Source organism: Burkholderia sp. RF2-non_BP3 (genome assembly GCF_001522185.1).
Lineage (GTDB): Bacteria > Pseudomonadota > Gammaproteobacteria > Burkholderiales > Burkholderiaceae > Burkholderia > Burkholderia diffusa.
This window is the reverse complement of record NZ_LOSU01000057.1, coordinates 124,273-148,769: the sequence shown is the minus strand read 5'-3', so window position 1 is coordinate 148,769 and position 24,497 is coordinate 124,273. Positions and strand designations below refer to the sequence as shown.

Genomic DNA, 24,497 nt, shown 5'->3' with positions numbered 1-24,497 from the left:
CTATGCAACGCATCCTCAACGTGCTGACTCATCCGCGTACGCTCTCGATTGTCGGGATCATCGCGCTAGCGGCGATTCTCTTCATCGTCGCCGACATGCTGCAGCTGCCGCTCCTGTGGGCGGCGATCGCCTTCGCGGCGATCCTCGTGCTGTGGCTCGGCGTCGCGCTGGTGCGCCGCTGGCGCGTGAAGCGCGCGAACCAGCAGCTCGGCCAGGTGCTGGAAGAGCAGGCGGAAAGCGGCAAGATCGCCGCGCCGGCCGCGGCCGCGCTCGCACCCGACACGAAGACGGCCGACCTCGACGTGCTGCGCACGCGCCTGTCCGACGCGGTCAAGACGATCAAGACGTCGAAGATCGGCCAGGTGTCGGGCGGCTCCGCGCTGTACGAGCTGCCGTGGTACATCGTCATCGGCAACCCGGCCGCCGGCAAGAGCAGCGCGGTGCTGAACTCCGGCCTGCAGTTTCCGTTCGCGGACAAGAACAGCGCCGTGATCCACGGCATCGGCGGCACGCGTAACTGCGACTGGTTCTTCACGACCGAGGGGATCCTGCTCGACACGGCCGGCCGCTACTCGGTGCACGAGGAAGACCGCAGCGAATGGCTCGGCTTCCTCGGCCTGCTGAAGCGCTATCGCCCGAAGGCGCCGATCAACGGCATCATCGTTACCGCGAGCATCGCCGAACTGACCGGCAACCGCCCCGAATTCGCGATCAACCTCGCGAAAAACCTCCGCCAGCGCGTTCAGGAGCTGACGGAAAAGCTCGAGGTGTTCGCGCCGGTCTACGTGATGTTCACGAAGGCCGACCTGATCACCGGCTTCACCGAATTCTTCAGCAGCAGCGACAAGCACGAATACGACCGCGTGTGGGGCGCCACCCTGCCCTACGAGCCTGACGACAAGCGCGACGTCGTCGCGCAGTTCGACACGCACTTCGAGGAACTCTACGAAGGGCTGAAGGAAATCAGCGTCGCGCAGCTGTCGCTGTCGCGCGGCAACCAGCTGTCGCCGGGCCAGTTGAGCTTCCCGCTCGAATTCTCGACGATCAAGCCGGCGCTGCGCGCGTTCCTCGCGACGCTGTTCGAGAACAACCCGTTCCAGTACAAGCCGATCTTCCGCGGCTTCTACTTCACCAGCGCGCTGCAGGAAGGCGAAACCAACAGCGCCGCCGCGCAGCGCATCGCGCACCGCTTCGGCCTCGACGCGAGCGCGCTGCCCAAGCCGCACAGCGCGTTTTCGAAGAACGGCTTCTTCCTGCGCGACCTGTTCTCGAAGGTGATCTTCGCGGACCGCCAGACCGTGCGCCAGTTCGCGAGCCCGACCAAGACCCGGCTGCGCTACGCGACCTTCTTCGGCTTCGTCGCGGCGCTCGCGCTCGCGCTCGGCGGCTGGACCTGGTCGACGATCGGCAACCAGCAGCTCGTCGCGAACGTACAGGCCGACCTCGACAACGTCACGCGCCTGCAACAGGGCCGCAACGACCTGCAGTCGCGTCTGCAGGCGATGGACATCCTGGAAGACCGGATCGAACAGCTCGAGCAGTTCCGCCGCGACAAGCCGGTGTCGGTGTCGCTCGGGCTGTACCAGGGCGACCGTCTCGAACAGCACCTGCTGACCGAGTACTACAACGGCGTGCGCCAGATCCTGCTGGCGCCGGTCTCGCAGAACCTCGCGTCGTTCATGAAGGACGTGAACGCGCACCCCGAACAGCTCGTGCCGATGACGCGCCCGCCCGAATCGGGCGCCGTGCAGGGCGGCGCGATTCCCGTGTCGACGAACCCGCCGGGCGCCACGCCGCTCGCCGGCGCCGCGCAGGGCGCATCCGCCGCGACGGCCGCCGCGCCGCAACAGGCGGCGGCACCGCAGGGCGGGCTGTACAGCGACGCGTCGCCGACCAACGTGCAGGACGCGTACAACGCGCTGAAGACGTACCTGATGCTGTCCGACAAGCGCCACGTCGAACAGGCGCACCTGACCGACCAGCTCGCCCGCTTCTGGCGCGGCTGGCTCGAGACGAATCGCGGCAACATGCCGCGCGACGAGATGATCAAGAGCGCCGAGCGCATGATCTCGTTCTACCTCGCGCGCGTGAACGACGACGACTGGCCGATGATCGACGCGAATCTCGCGCTCGTCGACCAGACCCGCGAGAACCTGCGCCGCGTCGTGCGCGGCATGCCGGCCCGCCAGCGCGTCTATGAGGAAATCAAGGCGCGCGCGTCGACCCGCTTCGCGCCGATGACCATCGCGCGCATCGTCGGCGACGGCAACCAGGGGCTGGTCGCCGGCAGCTATGCGATTCCGGGCACGTTCACGCGCGAGGCGTGGTTCGACTACGTGCAGCCGGCGATCCGCGACGCGGCGACCAAGGAACTGCAGGCGAAGGACTGGGTGCTGAACACGTCGACGCAGGACGACCTGACGCTGGAAGGCAGCCCCGAGCAGATCCAGAAGACGCTCGTCGGGATGTACAAGACCGAATACGCGCAGCACTGGCAGAAGTTCATGCAGGGCATCGCGGTGCAGGGCTTCAGCAGCTTCGGCCAGGCCGTCGACGGGATGAACCGCCTCGGCGACCCGCAGGATTCGCCGATCCGCAAGATCCTCGAGACCGCGTACGACCAGACGTCGTGGGACAACCCGTCGCTGGCGAACGTCGCGATCAAGAAGGCGCAGACCGGCGTCGTGAACTGGGTCAAGCAACTGTTCACGCGCTCGCAGGCCGGCCAGATGGCGGCCGCGAACATCGACATCAACGGCAATCCGGCCGAGGTGCCGATGGGTCCGATCGGCCAGGAATTCATCGGGCTCGCGCGGATCGTCGCGACGCACGACGGCACGTCGATGCTCAAGGGCTACATGGACTCGCTGTCGAAGGTCCGCACGCGCTTCAACGTGATCAAGAACCAGGGCGACCCCGGCCCCGGCGCGCGCCAGCTGATGCAGCAGACGCTCGACGGCAACGGTTCGGAACTGGCCGATTCGCTGAAGTTCGTCGACGAGCAGATGCTGACCGGCCTGACCGATTCGCAACGCAAGTCGCTGCGTCCGCTGCTGGTGCGCCCGCTGATGCAGGCGTTCTCGGTGGTGATCCAGCCGGCGAGCGCCGAAGTCAACAAGGTGTGGAACGCGCAGGTCTACCAGCCGTTCCAGAGCTCGCTCGCGACGAAGTACCCGTTCGCGGCGAACGCGAAGGTCGAGGCCGGCGCCGGTGAAATCGCGCAGGTGTTCGGTCCGGACGGTGCGATCGCGAAGTTCGTCGGCACGACGCTGGGCCCGCTCGCGGTGCGCCGCGGCGACACGCTCGCCGCCCGCACGTGGGGCGACATGGGCATCGGCCTCACGCCCGACTTCACGAACGGCTTCGCGCGCTGGGTCGCCCCGCTCGCCGGCGGCGCCGCAGGCGGCGCGGCCGCGGCCGCCGAACCGCAGACCGTGTTCCAGATCCTGCCGCAGCCGAGCACGGGCACGACGGAATACACGATCGCGATCGACGGCCAGCAACTGCGCTATCGCAACACGCCGCCGCAGTGGACCAACTTCGTGTGGCCGAACCCGCAGGGCTCGCCGGGCGCGACGCTGTCCGCGACGACCTTCGACGGCCGCACCGTGCAGCTCGTCAACGAACCGGGCCGCTACGGTCTCGAGAAGCTGATCAACTCGGCGCAGCGCAAGCGCCGTCCGGACGGCACCTTCGACCTCACGTGGGTCCAGGGCAGCGTGAACGTGTCGGTGACGATGCGCATCATCAGCACGTCGCAGCCGACGAGCGGCGGCGGCGACCAGCCGCAGCAGCAGAGCCTGCGCGGCCTGCAGCTGCCGTCGTCGGTCGCCGACGCGAGCGCGGGCGCCGCGCAGAACGCGACGCAGGCGGGCACGGGCACGCCGGCCGCGGCACCGGCACCGGCGCCGGCGCCGGCCGTCGCGGCCGCCGCCGCAACGAATGCACAGGGGGCGCAATGACGCAAACCGTTCAGGCGCAGATCGCCTACTTCGGCAAGATTCCGTCGCGCGGCGACTTCGTGAAGAGCCCGCACAATCCGCAGCTGCTGCAGACGCTCGATCGCTGGATCGCGCAGGCGCTCGAACTGCTCGCGGAAGATCCGCGCTGGAAGATCGTCTACGAGGATGCGAAGCCGATGCATTTCGCGTTCCTCGGCTCGCGCAGCAAGCTCGCGATCGCGGGGCACATGGTCGCGAGCCACGACGTGTCGATGCGCCGCTTCCCGTTTCTCGGCGCGACCGCGCTCGAGGTCGACCGGCCGCTCGCGTTCCTCGCGCGCAGCCCGCTCGCATTCGCCCGGCTGTGGTCGCGCGTCGCCGCGCAGATGCCGCCGCTGCTCGCGAAAGAGGAGCCGCCCGGCGCGCTGCAGGCGCTCGGCGACACGCAGGTGCCGATCGACGTCGGCGGACCCGGCACGTCGCATGACGGCACCTTCAACGACTTCATCGAACACCAGTCGCTGTATGGCCTGCAGCAGATGCTGCTCGAAAGCGGCCATCCGGTCCGGCTGCGCGGCGCCATGCTCGCGCTCGGCTCGCTGCTGCGGCCCGTGATGCAGAGCGGCTCGTCGCACATCGAGCGCGGCCTGACGCTGCCGCTGCCGGTCGACCCGTTCTATCGCAGCCTCGTCGCCGCGTTCTGGCTCGAACTGATCGCACCGTTCGTCGCGCAGGCCGACTTCGAGCTCGCGATCTTCATCGGCACGATCGCCGAGCGCGAACGGCTGATCATCGGCTTCAACGGCGCGTCGTCGAAGACGCTGCTGAGCGTCGTCGACCCGCAGACCTACGCCGCCCACAACATCGACATCGACGATCCCGAATGGATCGACGCCCATGCGCAAAACGATCAGCAGATCAGCAAGCTCGTCAGCTACCTCGACCAACCGCAACTCTCGCTGCGCGTCGCCATCGACGCGTTCCGCGAAGCGTTCATCGGAGGCTGACGGGATGCAACGCACGATTCACGTCCGCCGCACGCGCTGCTCGGCATTCGTTGCCGCCCTCGCCGCCGCCGGCCTCGTCGCCAGCGGCGCGGCCCACGCGCAGAACACCGGCGGCGCGACCGTCACGCCGGTCGGCAACGGCACAGTCGCGACCGCGGCCCTGCCCGCGAACGCCAACCCCGGCGCCGCGCCGGCCACGGCGTCCGGCACGGTGGTGCACGGCACGGCCGGCACGATCTCGCCGCCTCCCGCGAACGCGACGCCCGGCCAGGTGGTGGTCGGCGGCAAGGTGCCCGACGAGGCGACCAAGGCCGCCGTGCTGCAGAAACTGCGCGACACCTACGGCGCGACGAACGTGGTCGACCAGATCGAGGTCGGCGACGTCGCGACGCCGCCGAACTGGAGCGCGAACGTGCAGAAGCTGCTCGGCGCGCAGTTGAAGCAGATCAGCAAGGGCCAGTTGAAGATCAACGGCACGCAGATCGAGATGAAGGGCGAGGTGCACAACGAGGCGCAGCGCCAGCAGCTCGCGAGCGACATGGCGAACACGCTGAATCCGACGTACACGATCAAGAACGGGCTGCGCGTGTCGGCGTCCGAGCAGGGGCTGCTCGACCAGACGCTCGCGAACCGCACGATCGAGTTCGAGACGGGCAGCGCGACGCTCACACCGCAAGGCAAGCAGATTCTCGACCAGATGGCGGCCGCGCTGTCGAAGCTGCAGAACCGCACGGTCGACATCATCGGCCACACCGACAACTCGGGGAACCGGACGTCGAACATCGCGCTGAGCCAGGCGCGCGCGGATGCGGTGAAGGGTTATCTGATCACGAAGAGCATCCCGCCGCAGCAGATGACGACGACGGGCGTCGGGCCGGATCAGCCGATTGCGCCGAACGATACGGCGGAGGGGCGGGCGAGGAATCGGCGGATCGAGTTCAGGGTGGGGCAGTAGGCGAAGCATTCAGAGGCAGAGAATCCAGCAAATCCGATGAAATTCGCTTTGCGCTGCTTGCGATCCGCCATTCTTCTGGTCGTCGGTGTTGTCTTCGTGCTGATGGGCGTGGCTGGCGCGATCAATTCGGCCATCCTCGTTCGCGCCGGTGCGTGGCCTCATGTCCCCGCCTTCGTCGAGCAATGCGAGTTGTCTCTGCGATATGGCAAGTCCGACGCGACATGGGAGGCGCGCGCCGTCTTCCGCTATGGTGCAGGGCAGACGCAGCACTACGAGACAACGTGGCAGCCTGCCGGCTCGCCCGTTTATTCGCGATCAGCCGCTTCGAACATCAGTCGCGAACAGTTCGCCGCGTTCACGAAGACGTATTGCAGCGACGCCGCGAACGATGGCCTGCGCGTTTCGCCGATGTTTCCAGGTATTGCCCGGCGCAACGAAGCGGTTGTGGGCAGGGAATGGGTACGTGAAATCGGATTCGGTCTGTTTGCGCTGGTCGGCGGGTTGATGCTGTGTGCGATGAGCATTTCGATGCTGCCGTGGATCGAGGATCGCAACAAGTACGCGGTGAGGCGCAAGATGCGGCGGGCGCGGAATCGGGTCAGCGGTAAGTGATTCGGACATACAGGCTGATTTCGGATCGCGCTTGGCCGCCGCCACCTAAGGGCGACTGATCGCCGTAGTCCGTGGCCCGAGGATCGGGTGTTCATTGATCATGCGGCTACTTCTTGTCGTCCCGTAGAGTCATCGTTCGTTGCTCCGTTGGCTCGGGCAAGCACTGCACCTGCCCCGGGACACCCTCATGGCGAAACGTCTTCCGGAAGCGGCGCCGTAGCCGGCGAATCGAACTTACGGCACCAACAGTCTTTGCCGACTCGCAGAGAGCGCCTCATTTCACTGCGCAAGAATGACCCTCTTGCCAGTCTGACGCTCAAGCTTCAATGTCAAATACACTCGAAAAAATATGGTCTTCACATATGTATTTCCGATGATCGAGATGGACATCGGAAATCCGAGGAGCGACATGACTATGCATAGTACGTTCGATCCAACACTCTCGCCCAGAACATGGTTTGCATTCGATCCGATCGCCGCAGCAAAAGGCATCAAGTATGCGATTACCGACATCAATGCTGCTTTCAACGGGGTTCTCGACGTCAAGTGATCGATGTACCCGCAGCATGAATGGCGCAGAATCAGATTCTTGCCATCATCATGGTAAATGGTATTCACGACTGCTTTTTTCTTCACGGCGCGTCGAAAATCTGAAAGAACCATGGTAGCGTGCCACACGATAATGGCAAAACACACCAACACCACCGAAGCTTTCAGGAAAGCCTGCATCGGGATATACAACACATAGAACAATCAGACGAATGCAATCATCAACCACGGAACTAGCGCCAGCATCAAGACAATGCCTTCGACCCAGAGTCTCCGTGACCGCCGATTCATCGAATAGTGAACATACAACACGATCGACACAAAGCACTGTACCGCCAGCGTCAACTTCCACACCCAGTGCGCCACCACACCTAGTTGCGAGAAAACGTAATAGATGCCGGCCACGAGCATACCGAGCGCCAGCTCGATCACGGCCAGCCTTCCGTGCTGATCTATCGGCGAACCATCGTCAAGGTGGGATTTCATCATTTTCAAGTCGAAATTCCCGCGGACCTCACGCTAGCGCCAGAGCAACGTACTTGCCCAATCTCCCCACCGATGTCCGCCGGCCCCATCTTTGGTGTTTCCTGCTTCGCTTTGACAGTGTGTTGACCGATTCGACGTCGCGCCACGGCGTTACTTTCAACGAAAGCTGCTGCCCCCGATTTAGAGCAGGCATTCCCACAATCATCTAACACCATTTAATTCGACTGATGGCCAATCCCACGGATGATTTCTGTGAACCATCCGATGGACGGGCTACTTCCATACGCTTATTCATCGATCAATATGACAGGCTTCCCACGGGCACGCTCCAGCCGTAGTGGCAAGCGAATCATCAGCAAGTAAGCCTTTACGATGATACCCATAAAAAGTTGCGAGGCAGGACACAACAGCAGCGCGACAAAAAGAAGCAAGTCTCTCGACGCCGGAAACGGTATCACAACCCTCGATGCTAAAAACACAGCCGGAGCTGCTAGCAATACGAGCCCCAAGCAAAATTGCTCACCCAAACCTCGAGCATCCGCGTATGCATTCACCTGTTGAATTCCTGGCAAACGGTACTCAATTTCATTGCCAGCATCCTTGAACACATGCGCCAAAAAATCCGGCTTATTAAGCACTGCAGATACCCGGCGACCAATCAGAACGCCCCACAAAATCGTCCCGGCGACCGCCACAGCGATACAAATAAAGCGAACCTCAAAAGGCATCGATGCCGACGAAAAATAAAAAACCCAAGATATCCCGGCAACAAACAAATAAAGCGAGCAAGCACCCAATACGTTGAATATTCCATACAAAAACAGCCTCCCCCGCCCGCCATCTGCGCGCCAGGCAACAATTTGCCCGATCATCGCAGCCACCACCCAAAAAACGGACAACTTCAACGGAAGCGTACTCCCTGAAAATAGCGGCAAACCAAGAATATAGGTGCAACCGACAAGAAAAGCCCCCAACATCAGATTAGCCTTGAAAAGCGCGCCAAAACGCTGCGACAATTCTCGCCCCCTCATTTCAATACGTTACTATCATAGGATAGCCATTATAATCTTTCGGATAATTCTTCTCGAGATACTTCGCCGTATCCCGCACGAGTTTAGCCGCCTTTTTGGTGTAGGCATAGTGATTATCCTCTACACCAATTATATAAAAGAAAAATGCACCCACACCGAGTACGAAAACCGCAACCAGACCGGCAACCCATCCACCCACGGCGATTCCCAGACCCGTAAGTATGGTCGTAGCCAAATAATAGGCAACCGCACCCAGTATGGACGAAACACCGGCCGCCATAATATCGATCCCGACCTTAGCAGCAAGATCAGCAAGCCCCCTCCCACGCTTCCCGTTCGAATCCATCTGTTCGTAATCGTGATACCACTCGGCCACGTCCAGTCCGATCGTCAATATAAAAGCAATGCCGCCTGCCCCTTTGAAGGCTCCCACCCATGCTTTCGCCGATGTACCGGCGGCCTTCGCCACGCCTTCAGCGGCACCAGCCGTAATCGCCATTATTTTTGTACTCTTTATCTTATAAACGGTATCGACAATCATTTTCCTGATCGAGCTATTCCCCTTGAAGGCCAAATAATATTTCACACCGACCTTCTGATGCTTGATCGCCATAAATACGAATTTTCTATCAAAAACACCGCGCAAATCCTGCCAATTATCCTTGGTATACGCAAGACCACCAGCGAGCTGACTGATAATCCAGTTCCGCGTGATAACCTTCTCTTTATCATCAATCTTCAGCGCGGTCGGCGCTCCACCTTCACCTGCCAGTCGCAAAACCGCAGCCGGCGCCCCAGCGAGAGACACCTCAAAAACATGAACGATAAGATCCTCATCGACATTCTGTTGAGCCAACGGAGCCGAAGAAGGAAATAGTAGCTCCGGCGCAGATGCTCCATCTCTGAAGTTCAGCGGTGTCAACTGCCCCCACCAGGCGGTACCCGGCATGTTGCCATCAGTGTTACGACAAACCAGCGACGCGGAACTGGAGAATATGTTGTTGACGCCAGGCGAGGTATTAGCGCCGCTTGGAATCGCCCCCTGAAATCCACCGATTGCCAAAATAATTGGCTCCGGCTTCATTTTCGGATCAGAACTCGCCTCAAGCAAATTGAAATCGGTTATTGAATAACTTTGCACCAACCGGCCATTCGATTTTAGCAGGATACTTCCCTTAAAATCGCGACCAATCCATATGTGATAACGCTGCCCGTCGTGAAATTGCCCCTTCTGCACACGCTTCTTCAGGCCAACGTCATAAAACCAGTCCTTATCTGCCTCGATTGTGTAAACCGCATCTTTTTTTACACTGATCTCGAATATGACATCCCGATGCTTGCGCAGCAGCACCGTGATATCCGACTCGGCCCAGCAACTCACCGGCTCCCCCGGCAGATCAATACAAACGTTATGTTGAACAAGCGCCTTGCCGCCCATTTTCACTCTCCCGTCCGCTTGACCTGACTGGCCACGAACTCGTCAAAATCGATGTTCTTCAATTCCGCCTTGCCTTCCGCGTCGAGCGCGACGCTATGCTCGGTCCCGTCTTCCGTCGTGAACTTGATCGGCTCCCCGTGCGGCACGTTGCCGTCGGCATCCACATAGCGAATCCGCATGTCAGCCTTCTTGCCTTCCGCCTTGAACGTCTTGTGCATGCTCGTCGGTCCGCTGAACGCATGCTGTCCGCCCTTCACGTCGATCTTGCCCGGCGCATGAATCTCGATGTTGCCGCCCTTGATCCGGACATACGCGCCACCGGAAGTCAGCAGAATCTCCTCCTTCGCGACGCCTTCGATCGTTGAGGTCGCCGACAGCACCTTGATCGTCTTCTGCGCGACCATCTCGACGTTGTCGTTCTGCGCCTGTATCTCGACGGCACCTTTCCCGGCGAACAGCTTCATCCCCGCGTTCTGCGCGAACAGACTCAGCTTTTCCTTGACGCTCGCCACCAGCGATTTCCCGCTGGTGATGAACGTACTTTGACCACTGACGATATTGGTCTGCCGGTCGCTTGCCAGATGCACCGACTGCTGCGACGCCACCCCAATCCCCGCCGGGCTCGCAAACAGCATCACCGGCTCCTTGAACGCATTCGCGTTCCCCGTCCCGCCGCCGGCCGTCCTGCCCCCGCCCGCGCTCGCACCCGCCACGCTGTTCTGCGTTGCATCGGTGAACTGCTTCAGCGCCTCGTGACCCGTGCCGAGACTCTCCGCCTGATGCATCTCGCTGACCTGCGACATCGAATCGACCAAGCCCTGCGCGTTGACGAGCTGCTGCTTCGCCTCGCTCACGTCGAGCGGCTGGCTGTTCGCCTGCTTCGGATGCGTCGTCACGTACAAACCCTGCCCGGCGCGCATCGCACCGTACGCATCCGTGCGCAGGTCGAAGCCGGAACCGAGATACGCGCCGCGCGTATTGCCGTTCTGCTCGATCAGGTAGCCGAGGTGAAGCAGCGAATTCGCGCTGCTGCTGAACAGGCGCGCGCGGTTCTGCCCGGTCGCGTCGTCGAGCACCATCTCGTTGTGGCCCGACCCCGCATACTCCTTCGACCGGAAGCCCGACAGGATCCCGTCGCTATGCCACTGCGGCTTGACGGCGCCGTTGTACACGCGGTGCATGACGATCGGCCGGTCGCAGTCGCCGCCGATGTAGCCGATCAGCACTTCCTCGCCGACCCGCGGAATATGCACGCCGCCGTAGCCGCCGCCGGTATCCGACTGCACGACGCGCATCCAGCACGATGCCGTCTCGCGGCCTTCGCTTTGCCGGTCCCAGACGAACATGACCTTGATCCGGTTCAGCTCGTCGGTGTACACCTCTTCGCCCTTCGGCCCGACGACGACGGCCGTCTCGAGCTGCATCGCGGGCTTGCGGTGCTCGAACGGGCTGCGATACGGCACGCTCGCGCGCTGCGCCTCGACCTCGACGAGATAGAACCCGGCGGAACCGTCGTCATGACCGACCTGAAACGCAGCCGCCTCACCGTGACCGGCCTTCGCCTGCGCCAACTGATCCTGCAGGCTATGCGGGAAGTTCGCTTCGTGGTCCGAGATCGGCAGATTGTTCTCGATGTAACGCGTGACGCCGATGGCCGCGAATTCGCGGTCGCTCGCCGGATCGCGATCGTGCTCGGGATGACCGGTCAGCGTGAAGCGCCGGCCGGCATCGATCGCGCGCACGCCGCCGACGCCGAAGAAGCGCTTCGCGCGCGACTCCCACTCCTCGAGGCGAATCTTCGACAGATGTTCGCCGCGGTCCTGGCCCGGATACGTGTACGCGCCGGTGTATTCGTAGATTTCCGCCTGGCCCGGCAGGTCGCCCTGGCCGGCCTTCGTCGGCAGCGACGTGCCGTTCGGATTGCCCGCCGACGACGGCGATTTGTAGTCGAACGTGCGCGTCGTGTGCAGCGTGCTTTGCAGCGTCCGCGACGCGGCCCATTGCGTGAAACCGGCCGTTTCGGTGCCCGTGCCCGAGCGGTCGAACGTGACGGCATTCGGCGATAGCGCATCGACTGCATGCACGTCGTCGGTGATGACGAGCGTGTGCGACTTCCCGTCTTCGCCGTGCCGCCAGAAACCGAACAGCCCTTCATCCTCCATCAGCCGATGCACGAAGTTCCAGTCCGTTTCGCTCTGCCGGCAGTACGACCGCGACGGCAACGGTTTCGACAACGCGAACTGGTATCGGCCCCTGGCCTGCGGATGCATGTCGAACACGTCGGCGAGAATCCCGTCGACGGGCTTGTCCTGCCAGTACCGCATGTCGCTGCGGAACTTGAGGAAATGCATCCACGACGCGAAGCGCAGCTGGTAACTCGACAGGCTGCCGTCGGCGCCGAGCCGCCGCGCCGTGTGCACATAGCCGTTGATCGGCAGATACGACTTGTCCGCCTGCTGGATCCACAGCGTGATCGGTTGCGCGATCAGCGTCTTGAGCTCGACGTCGCTCGCCGTGGACACCAGATCGAGCGTCACGCTGAAATCGCGACCCAGCTCGGAACGGGTCACGGCGCGGCGCGGCACGAGCGCATTGTTCGGCAGCGACGGGATGTCCGTCTTCAGCAAGCGGTCCTGCTGAATCAGGCCGCCGCGGATCGCCTGTGCCAGTTCGGTCACGTTCATGCGTCTTCCTGTTCTTGTTGCCGCGAGCCAGCCGGGCCCGCGCTCTCAGGTCAAGGTTCCGTCGTTCAGGACTGCTCGTCGGGCCTTACCCCGAGCAGTTCGCGGATGTGCGACAGCGACCCGTCGTCCTTCACGACACTCTCGAGCCACTTGTGCAGCGGCATGTCGGCCCATTCGGCGGCCTTGTCCGCCAGATACGCGACCGGGCTGTGCGGCTCGGTCTGGCGGAAGTAACGCGCGACGGCACGCAGCTGGTCGACGGCCTGCGCACGGTTCTGGATGCCGGCGATCATCTGCGTCACCGGCGGACGCGGAGCGGTCTGCGACTGCACGTGGGTCTCCTCGCTGTGGAACGTGTCGCCGAAGCTCGGCTCGATACGCTCGGGCTGCGCCTGCGGCGCCGACGGCGCATGCGGCGCGCTCCCCGTATAACCCTGCTCGCGCGCGAAGCGCTCGACGAGCCGATACACGGTCTCGAACGCGTCGCGCGCCTGCCGGAAGCTCGGCGCCGAATCGCCCGCGCGTTCGACGAGCCGCTCCTCGAACGCATCGAGCGCGAACTCGAACGCCTTCAGGTTCGCGAGCAGCGTCGTGTAGAACGCGATCGACGTCACGCGCCGCGACGCATCGACCTGCTCGACCGACGGTTTGCCGCGCGCGATGTCGTCGGCGTGTTCGGGGTCGCGCTTCACGGCCTGCGCCACGTGCAGCGCGACTTCCCAGTCGAGCGTGGTGAACGCGTTCGACGCGCCGTCCGTCACCGGAATGCCGCGCAGCAGCTCGGCCGTGCGGCCGGACAGCCACGCGACGTTGCCGAGCCGGTATTCGACGTCGTCGCCTTCGGGCAGCGGATGCACGGTGTCCCAGTAGTCTCGGCACAGGCCTTCCAGCAGCGCATAACCCTCGGTGAGGCCGGTGATGCCGTCCTCCAGCGCAAGCGCCTCGGTCAGCCACACGGCGAGCCGCAGGTCCTTGGTGCGCGTGCGCAGCAGCTCGCCCGCGTGATCGACGACGAAGCCCCAGTCGGCCTCCTTGATCTCGGTCACCCACTCGCCCTGGTCGAGCGTCGGATCGTCATAGCGCCGCGCGTCCTGGATCGCGTCGAATTCGTTCGAGAACAGCAGGTCGTCGCCGCTGGGCGACGCGTCGCTGATCGGCGTCAGCAGCTCGGGGAGATTGATCGGCATGGTTCAGTGAATCCGTTGATGCATGAGATGTCGCGCGCGGGGCTCATTCGACCGTGTACGCGAATTCGCCGGCCTCGTCCGCGCGCACCGCGATGCGCGCGATGGCCGCGCCGTCGGCGATCCGGCCGAGCACGTGGCCCGCGATCTCCGGCAGCAGCGTGCCGTTCAGGATGTGGTCGACGTTGCGGGCGCCCGAATCGACCTCGGTGCAGCGCGCGAGCACCGCGTCGACGAGCGATTCGTCCCACTCGAACGCGGCCTTGTGGTTCGCTTCGATGCGGCGGCGGATCCGTTCGAGCTTCAGCTCGATGATCTCGGCCAGCACGTCGTCGGAAATCGGGTAGTACGGCACGACCTTCATCCGGCCGAGGAACGCCGGCTTGAACGTCTTGTACAGCTGCGGGCGCAGCGCCTCGGCGAGCGCGTCCGGATCGGGCAGCTCCTCGGCCGGCTTGTTCAGGCATGCCTGCATCACCGCCGCCGACCCGACGTTCGATGTCAGGATGATCAGCGTGTTGCGGAAATCGATCTCGCGCCCTTCGGCGTCGTCCATCGTGCCCTTGTCGAATACCTGGAAGAACATCTCGAGCACGTCCGGGTGCGCCTTCTCGACCTCGTCGAGCAGCACGACGGAATACGGATTGCGGCGCACGGCCTCGGTCAGCACGCCGCCCTCGCCGTAGCCGACGTAGCCCGGCGGCGAACCCTTCAGGCCCGACACGCTGTGCGCTTCCTGATACTCGCTCATGTTGATCGTGACCATCTTGCGCTCGCCGCCGTACAGGATGTCGGCCAGCGCGAGCGCGGTCTCGGTCTTGCCGACGCCCGACGGGCCGACGAACATGAACACGCCGCGCGGCTTGTTCGGATCCTCGAGGTTCGCGGTCGCCGTGCGCACGCGCTGCGCGATCGCGTCGAGTGCATGGTCCTGGCCGATCACGCGCGCGGTCAGCAGCGGCTGCAGGTTCAGCACGGTGTCGATCTCGTCCTTCACCATCCGGCCGAGCGGAATGCCGGTCCACGCGGCGACGATCTCGGCGACGACGTGGCCGTCGACCTGCAGCGGCACCATCGGCTCGCCGCCCTGCAGCGCATGCAGCGCCGCGACGCGTTCGGCCAGCTTCTCGCGCGTGGCCGGCACGTCGACCGGCTCGCCGTCTTCGGACGGGCCGCGCGCCTTGTCGAGCGTCTCGCGCAGCACGGTGATCTCGGCGACGATCGAACGCTCGGCTTCATAGCGCGCCTCGTCCTCGGTCAATTGCGCGAGCGCCGCGTCGCGTGCGCCGCGCAGCTCGCCGAGCCGCTCGTCGTGTGCCGCGCCGCCCGCCGCCTCGCGCTCCAGCGACGCGATTTCCGCGTCGATGCGCTCGATGCGCTTCTTCGTGTCGTCGATCGCCGCCGGCGTCGCGCTGTGTGCGAGCGCGACCTTCGCGCACGCGGTGTCGAGCACGCTGATCGCCTTGTCCGGCAGCTGGCGACCGCTGATGTAGCGATGCGACAGGCGCACGGCCTCGGTGATCGCGTCGTCGAGAATCCGCACGTTGAAGTGCTTCTCCATCAGCCCGGACATCCCGCGCAGCATCGCGGCCGCGAGCGGCTCGCTCGGCTCCTCGACCTTCACGACCTGGAAGCGCCGCGCGAGCGCCGCATCCTTCTCGAAGTACTTCTTGTATTCGCTCCACGTCGTCGCGGCGATCGTGCGCAGTTCGCCGCGCGCGAGCGCCGGCTTCAGCAGGTTCGCCGCGTCGTTCTGGCCGGCCTGGCCGCCCGCGCCGATGATCGTGTGCGCCTCGTCGATGAACAGGATGATCGGGTGCGCGCTCTTCTTCACCTCGTCGATCACGCTCTTCAGGCGGTTCTCGAACTCGCCCTTCACGCTCGCGCCGGCCTGCAGCAGGCCCATGTCGAGCACGTGCAGCGCGACGCCGCGCAACGGCGGCGGCACGTCGTCCGCCGCGATCCGCAGCGCGAGGCCCTCGACGACCGCCGTTTTGCCGACACCGGCCTCGCCGGTCATGATCGGGTTGTTCTGGCGGCGGCGCATCAGGATGTCGATCGCCTGGCGGATCTCGGCTTCGCGGCCGATCACCGGGTCGATCTTGCCGTCGCGCGCGCGCTGCGTGAGGTTGGTCGTGTACGTGTCGAGCGCGGGCGTCTTCGACGGGCCGGCCGCGGGCGCGGCGCCGTCGGCGGCCGGCGCGACGTCGCCGTCTTCCGCATCCGCCTGGCGCGGCTCGGCCTCGCTCGAACCGGCCATGATTTCGTCGAACTTGTGCTTCAGGTCCGTCACGTTCATTTCCGCGAACTGCGACGACATACGCTGCGCGAACTGCGCGAGATCGGGCGCGGTCAGCAGCGCGAGCAGCAGGTGCCCCGAGCGGATGCGGCCGAGCTGCGAATCGAGCGACGCGATCAGCCAGGCCTGCTCGAACAGCGCGATCAGGTGCACGGAAAACACCGGCGTGCGCGTGTTGCCCGTCTTCAGGCGCGTGAGTTCACGTTCGAGATCGGCGCGCAGCGCATGCGGATCGACGCGGCTCGCGCGCAGCGCGAGCGGCAGGTCGCCCGTCGCTTCCTCGAGCAGCGCGAGGAACAGATGCTCCAGATCGACTTCGTAGTGGCCGCGCGCCAGGCACGCGCTCGCCGCGCGCTCGGTCGCGTGCCGGCACAGCGGATTCAGTTTCGTGATCAGGGTCTTCAGAGGCGTGCTCATGGCGTCGATCTCAGGTTCGTTTGCGTGTTTGTTGTCGTTCGGAATCAGTGAATCACGTGCAGTTCGTAGCGGGCATCCGAGCGGTCGTCGACCGCGTCGCGCGTGCAGAGGAACGCGTCCCAGCCGAGCCGCGAGCCCGCGCCGAGCACGCTCGCGCCGACCTCGGTGCGCTTCAGCACGAGCTTCACCTCGTATTCGAGCGTGACGCCGGCGAGCAGCGTCAGCATCCGCTCGAGCGCGACGGCCTGCGCGCCGCCCGGCAGGAATGCCTCGTAGTCGCGCTTGGACAGCGGGCCGACGACGATCCGCGCGCGCATGTCGCGCTGCCACACGCGTTCGCCGACGAGCGCCGTCGCGCCGAGCACCGCGTTGACTTCGCCGAGCACGCTCAGCTGGTCGGGCGGCACGTCGTACCACTTGCCGACGAACTGGTCGATCTTCACGGGCACGCGGAAATAATCGGACAGCGTGCGCTGCAGGTAGGCGGCGGACATCGGCCGGTGCCGCGCGGCGAGCGCGTAGCCGGCAACGGCCTCGTCGAGCACGCCGCCCGCGCCGGCCGCGAGGCTGTCGCGCACCTCGTCGCTCGGCACGCCCGCGATCGCGAGCAGGAGCGGCAGGTAGCGCTCGTCGCGGTCGAGTTCGTAATGGAACGGCAGCCGGTACTTCTTCCACGCCGCGTAGAACAGCGCGGTCGCGCGGTTCGAGAACACGTCGAAGAAGGCGCGCGCCGCATGGTCGCGCTTCAGGTGCTCGCGCGCGACGATCTGCTCGGTGTAGTGCAGCGGCAGCGCGCCCTGCCCGCCCAGCAGCCCGAAGAATGCGGGCGTCAGCTCGACGTGACCGAGCTCGCCGGCCGCGAGCGCGGCGCCGCGTTGCTCGCCCGAATCGAGCAGCGTGCCGCCGTCGTCGAACGAACGGGCGCCTTCGATCTCGCTCGGCGGGAATCCGAGCGACAGCGTGTTGCGGAATTCGATGCGCTGCGCGACGACGTCGCCCTGCCGCCATGCGCCGGGCGCATCGGACGCCTGCCGCGCGAACAGCCCCTCGAGCACGCGCACCGCCTGGAAGAACTCGAAGCGGTGCGGCTCGTCGAGCAGCGCGTCGACTACGCCAGGATCGATTCGCCGGTCCGGGGCTTGCATCGGATGATCTCCTCGCCGGTGCGCTTCGACACCACGACTAGTTGAACGAAACTGTTGAGGTGGACGTACAGCCCGAAGAAGCTGTCGAGCACGCGCACGAACGACGCGAGGCTCGCGCCGACGAAGTGCTCCTCGTCGATCGTCAGGCGGATCTCGATGCCGCGCACGAAAGTCGCGAACGGCTTGCCGGGCAGCCACTGCACGGCGCCGCGCTGCTCGACGCCGGCGAGGCCGTCGATCTGGCGCATCGACACGGCGGTGCGCCGCAGGTCGTACAGCGTCAGCATTTCCTTGAGCGGCGCGAGCCCGTGCGCGACCAGCGACACGTGGTTCAGCGCGAGATGCGATACGAGCCGCCAGTGCGCGGCGCGACCGCGCTCGAAGCGCACGCTCTGCGTCGGGCGCCGCAACAGCGAGATGCCGCTCGTCTGCGCGCCGCCTTCCTGGAACAGGTCGCCGCCTTCGAGACCGAACGCGAGCATCGACGGCAGGTCGCGGTTCGTGCAGGTGAGGTCGAGGCTCAGCGTGTCGGTTTGCGGCGAGGTCGGCTCGAAGTCGATGTCGACGATCGAGATCTCGGTTTCGTAGCCGGGGCTTTTCTGCGCGACCCAGTCGTTGCGGCGCGCGAACCAGTAATGACCGATCCGCGCCGACTCGCCGTGATGCAGCGAATAGAACGGCCGGAACTCGATCACCGATTCTTCATGCGCCTGCTGCCGGACGAGCTTCACCGAATCGATCGAATACACCTCGTACGCGAACGCGCGGCGCGCTTCGGCGATCACCGGGTACGACACCGCGCGGTGCGTGATGCGGATCGGCTCGCCGTGCTGGCGGAACAGGTTGACGATCGGCGTGCAGAACAGCCGGAAATGGCTGGCCGTGAGCAACTCGAGCAGCCGCGCGACGTGCGAATCGCTGCGCACGTCCTGCAGCACCAGATGCAGCGTCGCGCGCTGGCAGCGCCCCGACGCGCGCGCGATCGCCGCGAGGTCGAAATCGACGAAATCGAACTTGTCGGGGAATGCGAAGTATTCGGTGAGCAGGCGATACGCGGGGTGCGACTTCGCCGGGTAGTCGATCAGCGCGTCGTCCTCGTCGAAGCCGGCGTGCGCGATCGGCAGCTTGCGCAGCGCGGTCCAGCGGCCGTTGCGCTCGGGCTCGACATACGCGCCGAGCACGTTGACGAACAGGCAATCGGTCAGCGCGGCGACGAACGACTGCTCGCCGTGCAGGTGCGCGCGCAGCGTCGGCAGCTTCAGCGCGCCGAGATCGAGCTGCGCGGCGAGCGATTCGAACGTGATCGAGATCACGCCCGTCGCGTTGGACGGCAGCACCGTCGCGCTCGGCGCGAGCGCGACCGGCGTGAAGCGCGCCTCCGAGATGCGGATCGGCGCGAGCGTCACGTCGTATGCGGTGCGGAAGCGGCACTGCACGCCGCGGATCGGACGGCTCTTCAGCTCGGTGCCGCGGTCGATCACGACCGGTTCGGTCTGCTGGCCCGGCGAGGCCGGCGTGAACTGCGCGATCGAGCAAGACGGGAACGGCCGCAGGTAGTGCGGATACAGCACTTCCAGCAGCGCTTCGGTGAATTCCGGGTAGTCGTCGTCGAGCTTCTTGTTGATGCGCGCGCCGAGCAGCGCGAACGACTCGATCATCCGCTCGACGTGCGGATCCTCGCAGTGCTCGCCGGACAACGCGAGCCGCGCGGCGATCTTCGGATAACGTTCGGCGAAATCTCGCGAATAGCGCCGCAAAAACGATAATTCGCGCTCGTAGTACGGCAGCAATTCTTCCATCGACGACCCCGAGAACCTCAATATTTCCTGCCGGACCCTGAACCATCACCGGGCGGTCCGGCCCGCTCGGCGGCTTGATTTACAGCATTCTGGCCGCGCGCGTGCGCGTGACCGAATACTGCAGCGTCGACGGCTGCAGCATCGCGTCGAAACTCACCGGCTCCTCGGCCGGATGCACGACGAGCAGCGCCTGGATCGCGAAGTACAGCGCGTTGGTCGACTGCTCGTTCAGCTCGAACGTCACCTGCACCTGCTGCAGCCGCGGCTCGTGGCGCGCGATGGCCTGCTGGATCGACTTGCAGATGAACGCGCGGTCGTAGTGACTCGCGAGGCTCAGCCCCGCGAAATCGTTCAGCCCGTAGGTCAGCACCGACTTCTGGCATTCCGGCAGCGCGGCCAGCTCGATTTCGGTGTGCGCGATACGGGTGTTGAGGATCGCCTCGACGTCGCGGGCGACCGTGTTCTTGAGCTCGTCCAGCGACAATTGCCGCATCGCGGCCGAGGCCGGCAGGTGCGGTTCGTCGTCGAACAGCTTGTCGAGAAAACTGGGTTCGAATCGTTTCATCGGCCGGCGTACACAGCGAAAACGGCAACGGGACGCCGAACGCCCCGTTGCCGCAACCGACGTTAGACCGCGTAGGTCTTGTCGTTCTTCGTCAGGCTCCAGGCGCCTTGCGTGTTGCCGCCCTGGTTGCCGCCGATCTTCTGCTGGGTCTGCTTCCACTGCACGGCCGCGTACTTCAGCGAGAACGTCTCGAGCGGCAGACCTTCCTCGCGAACGCTCGGAGCGATGCTCGAGATGATCACGTACTTGAGCTTCACTTCCAGATACTGCACGCGCTTGCCTTCACCGTCCGCGCGCGAGAAATGGACCGTCACTTCATCGAACGTCGTGCCGCCCGATGCGTGCTGATACAGCAGCGGGCTCGACGAATCGATTTCCTTCGTGAAAATCATGTCGCCGTGCTCGCAGCGCGTCATCGTGTGACCGCCCGCGGTCGATGCCGTTGCCGAACGCGGCTGAACGATCGAGTGATCCCACGATTTCAGTTCGATCCAGCCCTGATGGTCTTTGTCCGCGGATTCGCCCTTCACCGCCGGACTACCAAACTGCAAGTGCATATGTAACATGGCCCTTCGACTCCCCAAAGAGGTGGTTTTAACGTCCTACCCAGGCGGCCCGCCCGGGCGATTTACTCGCTTATGAATTTGCCGGTTTGGGCAGATCAGCGACAAGTCGCAGAGAAATCGAGAGTTCGTCGAGCTGAAAGTGCGGGCGCAGGAACGCGACCGAACGATACGAGCCCGGCTTGCCCGGAATCTCCGACACTTGTATGGATGCCTCGCGCAGCGGGAATTGCGCCTTCTGTTCCTGCGACGCGTTGTCGTCGAGCAGGACGTACTGCGAAATCCACCGGTTGAGGAAAGTCTCCACGTTCTGCGCCGATGCGAAGCTGCCGATCTTGTCCCGCATCATCGCCTTCAGGTAGTGCGCGACGCGCGATACCGAGAAGATGTACTGAAGCTGGGCGGACAGGACGGCGTTCGCATTCGCGCTGTCGGTGCTGTATTTTTTCGGTTTCTGCACCGATTGCGCGGCGAAAAACGCAGCGTAATCCGAGTTCTTGCAATGCACGAGCGGGATGAAGCCGAGGTCGCTCAGCTCCTTCTCGCGGCGATCGGTGATCGCGATTTCGGTCGGGCACTTCAGCGCGACTTCACCGTCGTCGGTCTTGAACGTGTGGGTCGGCAGGTCCTCGACGAGGCCGCCGCCTTCGACGCCGCGGATCGCCGCGCACCAGCCGAAGTCGTCGAACGCGGCCGTCAGGCGTGCCGCGAAGGCCCATGCCGCGTTGCACCAGAGGTACTTGTCGTGCTCGGTGCCGTCGACGTCCTCGACGAAGTTGAAGTTCTCCGCGGTCTGGCCGTCCTTCGGATTGAACGGCAGGCGACCGAGGAAGCGCGGCAGCGTCAGGCCGACGTAGCGCGAATCTTCGGCGTCGCGGAACGACTTCCACTTCGCGTATTCGACCGTGTCGAACACCTTGCCGAGGTCGCGCGGCTTGCCGAGGTCGGAGAACGACTCGAGGCCGAGCAGCTCCGGCGACGCCGACGCGATGAACGGCGCGTGCGCGGCCGCCGCGACGTGCGACATCTGCTCGATGAAGTACATGTCTTCCGGCTGGCGCGAGATCTCGTAATCGCCGATCAGCGCGCCGAACGGCGAGCCGCCGAACGTGCCGAACTCTTCTTCGTAGACCTTCTTGAACAGCGCGCTCTGGTCGAACTCGCTCGCGCCCTTGAAGTCGCGCACGAGGTCGCGCTTCGGTGCGTGCAGCGCCTTGATCTTGATCGTCTGGCCGGTGTTGCTTTCCTTGACCAGGTAGTCCATCCCGCGCCACGTGCTTTCGAGGCGCTGGAATTCCGGCGCGTGCATCACCGCGGACAGCTGCGTGGAGATCAGGCGGTCGAGTTCCGCGACGCGCGCGTCGATCGTCGCCGACAGGTTGTCCGACACGATCACCGTGCCGTCGAGCACCTGGTGCACGAGTTCGCCGATCAGGTCCTTCGCACGGGCATGCTCGGAATCGGATTTCGCGACCTTGCTCTTCTCGACGATATCGTCGAGCAGCGAAGTCCCGGCGGCGTATTCCGCGCCGCTCGCTTGGGCCGCAGCCGTTTGCTGGTTCATCTCAACACTCCGTCGTCATTCGCCGTCTTTGTCGCCGCCGGTGCCCTTCGCGAGCTCCTGCAGCTGCTGCGTGTTCTTCAGCACCTCGGACAGCAGATCCTCGAGCTTGTCGTTGCCGGCGAGCTTGTTGCGCAGGTCGGCGAGCTTCGAGCGCGCCTCGAGCAGGCGGCGCAGCGGCTCGACCTGTTCGACGACTTCGTCCGGGCTGAAATCCGACAGCGAACGGAACTTCAGGTCGACTGCGAACTTGCCGCCTTCCGGGCTCAGGCGGTTTTCCACCTGGAACGCGGCGCGCGGCTCGATCGCCTTCATCACGTCGTCGAAGTTGTCACGGTCGATGTTGACGAACTTGCGGTCGCGCAGCTTCGGCTGCTCGACTTCCGACTGGCCCGCCAGATCGCCGACGACCCCGACGACGAACGGCAGTTCCTTCACCTCGATCGCGTCGCCCTTCTCGACCTCGTAGGTCAGCTGGACGCGCGGCGGCCGTATTTTCTGCAAGCTTTTCTGAATGCTTTCTTTCTTGGCCATCTCGACGGCTCCCAGGTTAGTTGTGGTTATCGCGTCTGTTGCGGTCAGTTGCGCAGCGCGCTGAACGGATCGGCGCCGCCCTTTTGCGGCGCGGCGGCCGGCGTCGGCGCGGTGGTTGCGGCTGCAGCCGCCTCGGTGGCCGGCGCCGCGCCAGCCTTCGGACGATGAATCACGCGACGCGCCGTACGCGCCTTCGTGGTCCGCTGCTCCGGCGGGAACAGCGCCGATTCGCCGAGCGTGTCGCGCAGTTGCTTCGCGAGCGCCTGCGCGTCCGACTTCGCATCGCCCGCGAGCGATGCATCCTGGCGCAGCTCGCCGAGCGACTGCGTCGCGATCCGCAGCCCCGCGACGGCGAGCACGCTCTTCGCCTGACGATCGGTCGCGTCGCGCTGCAGTGCCTCCTGCGCGGCGACGATCGCCTGGCCATAGTGGTTCTGGGCAAACTGGATCTGCGCGATGCGCGACCACGGTTCCTCGCGCGTCGGATCCGACTTCGCGAGCTGCTGGTACAGGCCGAGCGCCTTGTCCTGGTCACCCGACTTCGCAACGGCGTCCGCATCGGCCAGCGACTTGTTGAACACCTCGGCAGTCGGCGCCGGCGGCTGACTCGCACAACCGGCGATCACGCCGCAAGCCAGCACTACCCCAGACAATTTTGCGAAGAGACGGTCTTTCATCGTTATATCCACCGGCGCGTGAGTATTAAAATCGTTGAGAATCTGGTTCTTTTGCTTTGCAAGAAGCGCGCGGGTATAGTACCGATCAATTTTTCATAATTCAATCGCTGCGTGCAGAGTAATTCCTTTTAAATCCGTGCGCTACCCCCTCGAAACGTCTCCGGCAACGGCCCGGCGACGGTTTTTCGAGCGACCGGAATGCGCAAGTTTTACTTGCTCGACAACGCTTCGCGCGGGTGACGGAAAAAATTTCCGGAAGCGCGATGCGCCGCACGTGTGCTTAATAGTTGAACGGCAGATAAGCCGGCATTCGCGACGAACGCGGAAATGCCCGGTAGTTTTGACAGGGGAGTTAAAGGCCGCACGCCGGAAAAACGATGAGATCGTCCATGATTCGCTATGCGCTGCCGCTGATTGCCTGCGCGCTCCTGGCCGGATGCGCGGCCGCCCCGCTGCTCGGCTCCGCCGCGAGCGCCGTGATGCAGGCCGCCGGCATCGGCAAGCCCGAACTGCCGGATGCCCAGAAGCCGCCGCGCAACATCGGGCTCACGCTCGCCGCCGCGCCGAACCTCAACGCCGCGAACGATCGCAAGCCGCTCGCTTTAGTGGTGCGGCTCTACGCGCTGAAGGATCCGACTTCGTTCCAGCAGGCGCCATTCGATGCATTCACCGATCCGGCCAAGGAAAAGGCCGCGCTGGGCACCGATCTGCTGAACGTGCGTGAAATCACGCTGATTCCGGGCCAGCGCTATACGGCAACCGAAAAAGTGTCGCGCGAAGCGCAGGCATTCGGCATCGTCGCACTGTTCCGCGATCCCGCCATCCAGCGCTGGAAACTGACGTTCGACCCGGCGAAGTCGGAGAAATCCGGCATAATCATCGGCCTGCATAATTGCGCGATGACGGTCGCCGACGGCTCGGTCATCGCACCGCAACAGGGCGCGCCTTCGCAACCGCTGAATTTGCTTTCGTCGGTCACCTGCGGTTAAGCATGACGCACGAATGTCAATTAACAAGAGTTAACAAATTGGCGATTTAATTCGGGCATGA

At 64.3% G+C, this 24,497-nt stretch carries 19 protein-coding genes; 5 read left to right on the top strand and 14 right to left on the bottom strand.

Going from position 1 to position 24,497, the window contains the following annotated elements:
* The first annotated feature begins 2 nt into the window (after positions 1-2).
* The 4 genes from tssM to WS45_RS27430 are packed head-to-tail and all read left to right on the top strand — an operon-like array spanning position 3 to position 6,515.
* A complete protein-coding gene (tssM, locus tag WS45_RS27445; protein ID WP_059702603.1) occupies positions 3-3,962 on the top strand; it encodes a type VI secretion system membrane subunit TssM in 3,960 nt (1,319 codons plus the stop codon).
* A complete protein-coding gene (tagF, locus tag WS45_RS27440; RefSeq protein WP_059607872.1) occupies positions 3,959-4,948 on the top strand; it encodes a type VI secretion system-associated protein TagF in 990 nt (329 codons plus the stop codon). Before tssM ends, tagF begins: the two co-directional genes overlap by 4 nt.
* A gap of 4 nt (positions 4,949-4,952) precedes the next feature.
* Entirely contained in the window at positions 4,953-5,903 is a 951-nt protein-coding gene (locus tag WS45_RS27435; protein ID WP_059692343.1) for an OmpA family protein, read from the top strand.
* A gap of 36 nt (positions 5,904-5,939) precedes the next feature.
* Positions 5,940-6,515, top strand: coding sequence for a hypothetical protein (locus WS45_RS27430; protein ID WP_059702601.1), 576 nt, complete (start codon positions 5,940-5,942; stop codon positions 6,513-6,515).
* 279 nt (positions 6,516-6,794) lie between these two features.
* On the opposite strand, the gene WS45_RS27425 is transcribed toward WS45_RS27430, so the two are convergent.
* The 14 genes from WS45_RS27425 to WS45_RS27360 all read right to left on the bottom strand — a co-directional run bounded on the left by WS45_RS27425 (position 6,795) and on the right by WS45_RS27360 (position 23,447).
* Positions 6,795-7,244: a hypothetical protein gene (locus WS45_RS27425; protein ID WP_156437290.1), complete on the bottom strand. Its 450-nt coding sequence runs from the start codon at positions 7,242-7,244 to the stop codon at positions 6,795-6,797.
* A gap of 24 nt (positions 7,245-7,268) precedes the next feature.
* A complete protein-coding gene (locus tag WS45_RS27420; protein ID WP_059702598.1) occupies positions 7,269-7,553 on the bottom strand; it encodes a hypothetical protein in 285 nt (94 codons plus the stop codon).
* A gap of 284 nt (positions 7,554-7,837) precedes the next feature.
* Positions 7,838-8,566, bottom strand: a complete 729-nt coding sequence (locus tag WS45_RS27415; protein WP_156437289.1) for a hypothetical protein — start codon at positions 8,564-8,566, stop codon at positions 7,838-7,840.
* A gap of 16 nt (positions 8,567-8,582) precedes the next feature.
* Positions 8,583-10,019 carry a hypothetical protein gene (locus WS45_RS27410; RefSeq protein ID WP_059692348.1) on the bottom strand — a complete coding sequence of 479 codons (1,437 nt, stop codon included), beginning with the start codon at positions 10,017-10,019 and terminating at the stop codon, positions 8,583-8,585.
* A 2-nt stretch (positions 10,020-10,021) separates the two neighbouring features.
* A complete protein-coding gene (locus tag WS45_RS27405; protein WP_059702593.1) occupies positions 10,022-12,703 on the bottom strand; it encodes a type VI secretion system Vgr family protein in 2,682 nt (893 codons plus the stop codon).
* A gap of 65 nt (positions 12,704-12,768) precedes the next feature.
* On the bottom strand, positions 12,769-13,890 hold the full coding sequence (gene tssA / locus WS45_RS27400) for a type VI secretion system protein TssA (protein WP_059532808.1): 1,122 nt from the start codon (positions 13,888-13,890) through the stop codon (positions 12,769-12,771).
* 43 nt (positions 13,891-13,933) lie between these two features.
* On the bottom strand, positions 13,934-16,603 hold the full coding sequence (gene tssH, locus WS45_RS27395; protein WP_059702592.1) for a type VI secretion system ATPase TssH: 2,670 nt from the start codon (positions 16,601-16,603) through the stop codon (positions 13,934-13,936).
* Between the two features lie 44 nt (positions 16,604-16,647).
* Positions 16,648-17,748, bottom strand: coding sequence for a type VI secretion system baseplate subunit TssG (gene tssG, locus WS45_RS27390; protein ID WP_059532813.1), 1,101 nt, complete (start codon positions 17,746-17,748; stop codon positions 16,648-16,650).
* The gene (gene tssF, locus WS45_RS27385) at positions 17,712-19,547 is read right to left on the bottom strand and encodes a type VI secretion system baseplate subunit TssF (protein ID WP_059532816.1); all 1,836 of its coding nucleotides are present in this window, start codon (positions 19,545-19,547) and stop codon (positions 17,712-17,714) included. The genes tssG and tssF overlap by 37 nt, the downstream gene beginning before the upstream one ends.
* A gap of 79 nt (positions 19,548-19,626) precedes the next feature.
* On the bottom strand, positions 19,627-20,112 hold the full coding sequence (gene tssE, locus WS45_RS27380; protein ID WP_059465243.1) for a type VI secretion system baseplate subunit TssE: 486 nt from the start codon (positions 20,110-20,112) through the stop codon (positions 19,627-19,629).
* A gap of 62 nt (positions 20,113-20,174) precedes the next feature.
* Positions 20,175-20,678 carry an Hcp family type VI secretion system effector gene (locus tag WS45_RS27375; RefSeq protein WP_006477093.1) on the bottom strand — a complete coding sequence of 168 codons (504 nt, stop codon included), beginning with the start codon at positions 20,676-20,678 and terminating at the stop codon, positions 20,175-20,177.
* Positions 20,679-20,748: 70 nt separating this feature from the next.
* Positions 20,749-22,239, bottom strand: a complete 1,491-nt coding sequence (tssC, locus tag WS45_RS27370) for a type VI secretion system contractile sheath large subunit (protein WP_039320274.1) — start codon at positions 22,237-22,239, stop codon at positions 20,749-20,751.
* A 15-nt stretch (positions 22,240-22,254) separates the two neighbouring features.
* Complete coding sequence (tssB, locus tag WS45_RS27365; protein ID WP_044845930.1) at positions 22,255-22,770, bottom strand: type VI secretion system contractile sheath small subunit; 516 nt, start codon at positions 22,768-22,770, stop codon at positions 22,255-22,257.
* Positions 22,771-22,814: 44 nt separating this feature from the next.
* Entirely contained in the window at positions 22,815-23,447 is a 633-nt protein-coding gene (locus WS45_RS27360) for a tetratricopeptide repeat protein (protein ID WP_059532820.1), read from the bottom strand.
* A 377-nt stretch (positions 23,448-23,824) separates the two neighbouring features.
* On the opposite strand from WS45_RS27360, the gene tssJ reads away from it, so the two are divergent.
* Complete coding sequence (gene tssJ / locus WS45_RS27355; protein ID WP_059532823.1) at positions 23,825-24,436, top strand: type VI secretion system lipoprotein TssJ; 612 nt, start codon at positions 23,825-23,827, stop codon at positions 24,434-24,436.
* Positions 24,437-24,497 lie beyond the last annotated feature (61 nt).

What these genes read in the sequence shown, in the direction of transcription:
- tssA (WP_059532808.1), bottom strand. Translation starts at nt 13,890, where the DNA reads ATGCCGATCAATCTCCCCGAGCTGCTGACGCCGATCAGCGACGCGTCG.
- WS45_RS27425 (WP_156437290.1), bottom strand. Translation starts at nt 7,244, where the DNA reads ATGCAGGCTTTCCTGAAAGCTTCGGTGGTGTTGGTGTGTTTTGCCATT.
- WS45_RS27410 (WP_059692348.1), bottom strand. Translation starts at nt 10,019, where the DNA reads ATGGGCGGCAAGGCGCTTGTTCAACATAACGTTTGTATTGATCTGCCG.
- tssF (WP_059532816.1), bottom strand. Translation starts at nt 19,547, where the DNA reads ATGGAAGAATTGCTGCCGTACTACGAGCGCGAATTATCGTTTTTGCGG.
- tssH (WP_059702592.1), bottom strand. Translation starts at nt 16,603, where the DNA reads ATGAGCACGCCTCTGAAGACCCTGATCACGAAACTGAATCCGCTGTGC.
- WS45_RS27360 (WP_059532820.1), bottom strand. Translation starts at nt 23,447, where the DNA reads ATGAAAGACCGTCTCTTCGCAAAATTGTCTGGGGTAGTGCTGGCTTGC.
- tssB (WP_044845930.1), bottom strand. Translation starts at nt 22,770, where the DNA reads ATGGCCAAGAAAGAAAGCATTCAGAAAAGCTTGCAGAAAATACGGCCG.
- tssE (WP_059465243.1), bottom strand. Translation starts at nt 20,112, where the DNA reads ATGAAACGATTCGAACCCAGTTTTCTCGACAAGCTGTTCGACGACGAA.
- WS45_RS27405 (WP_059702593.1), bottom strand. Translation starts at nt 12,703, where the DNA reads ATGAACGTGACCGAACTGGCACAGGCGATCCGCGGCGGCCTGATTCAG.
- WS45_RS27375 (WP_006477093.1), bottom strand. Translation starts at nt 20,678, where the DNA reads ATGTTACATATGCACTTGCAGTTTGGTAGTCCGGCGGTGAAGGGCGAA.
- tssG (WP_059532813.1), bottom strand. Translation starts at nt 17,748, where the DNA reads ATGCAAGCCCCGGACCGGCGAATCGATCCTGGCGTAGTCGACGCGCTG.
- WS45_RS27435 (WP_059692343.1), top strand. Translation starts at nt 4,953, where the DNA reads ATGCAACGCACGATTCACGTCCGCCGCACGCGCTGCTCGGCATTCGTT.
- tagF (WP_059607872.1), top strand. Translation starts at nt 3,959, where the DNA reads ATGACGCAAACCGTTCAGGCGCAGATCGCCTACTTCGGCAAGATTCCG.
- WS45_RS27420 (WP_059702598.1), bottom strand. Translation starts at nt 7,553, where the DNA reads ATGATGAAATCCCACCTTGACGATGGTTCGCCGATAGATCAGCACGGA.
- tssC (WP_039320274.1), bottom strand. Translation starts at nt 22,239, where the DNA reads ATGAACCAGCAAACGGCTGCGGCCCAAGCGAGCGGCGCGGAATACGCC.
- tssM (WP_059702603.1), top strand. Translation starts at nt 3, where the DNA reads ATGCAACGCATCCTCAACGTGCTGACTCATCCGCGTACGCTCTCGATT.
- tssJ (WP_059532823.1), top strand. Translation starts at nt 23,825, where the DNA reads ATGAGATCGTCCATGATTCGCTATGCGCTGCCGCTGATTGCCTGCGCG.
- WS45_RS27430 (WP_059702601.1), top strand. Translation starts at nt 5,940, where the DNA reads ATGAAATTCGCTTTGCGCTGCTTGCGATCCGCCATTCTTCTGGTCGTC.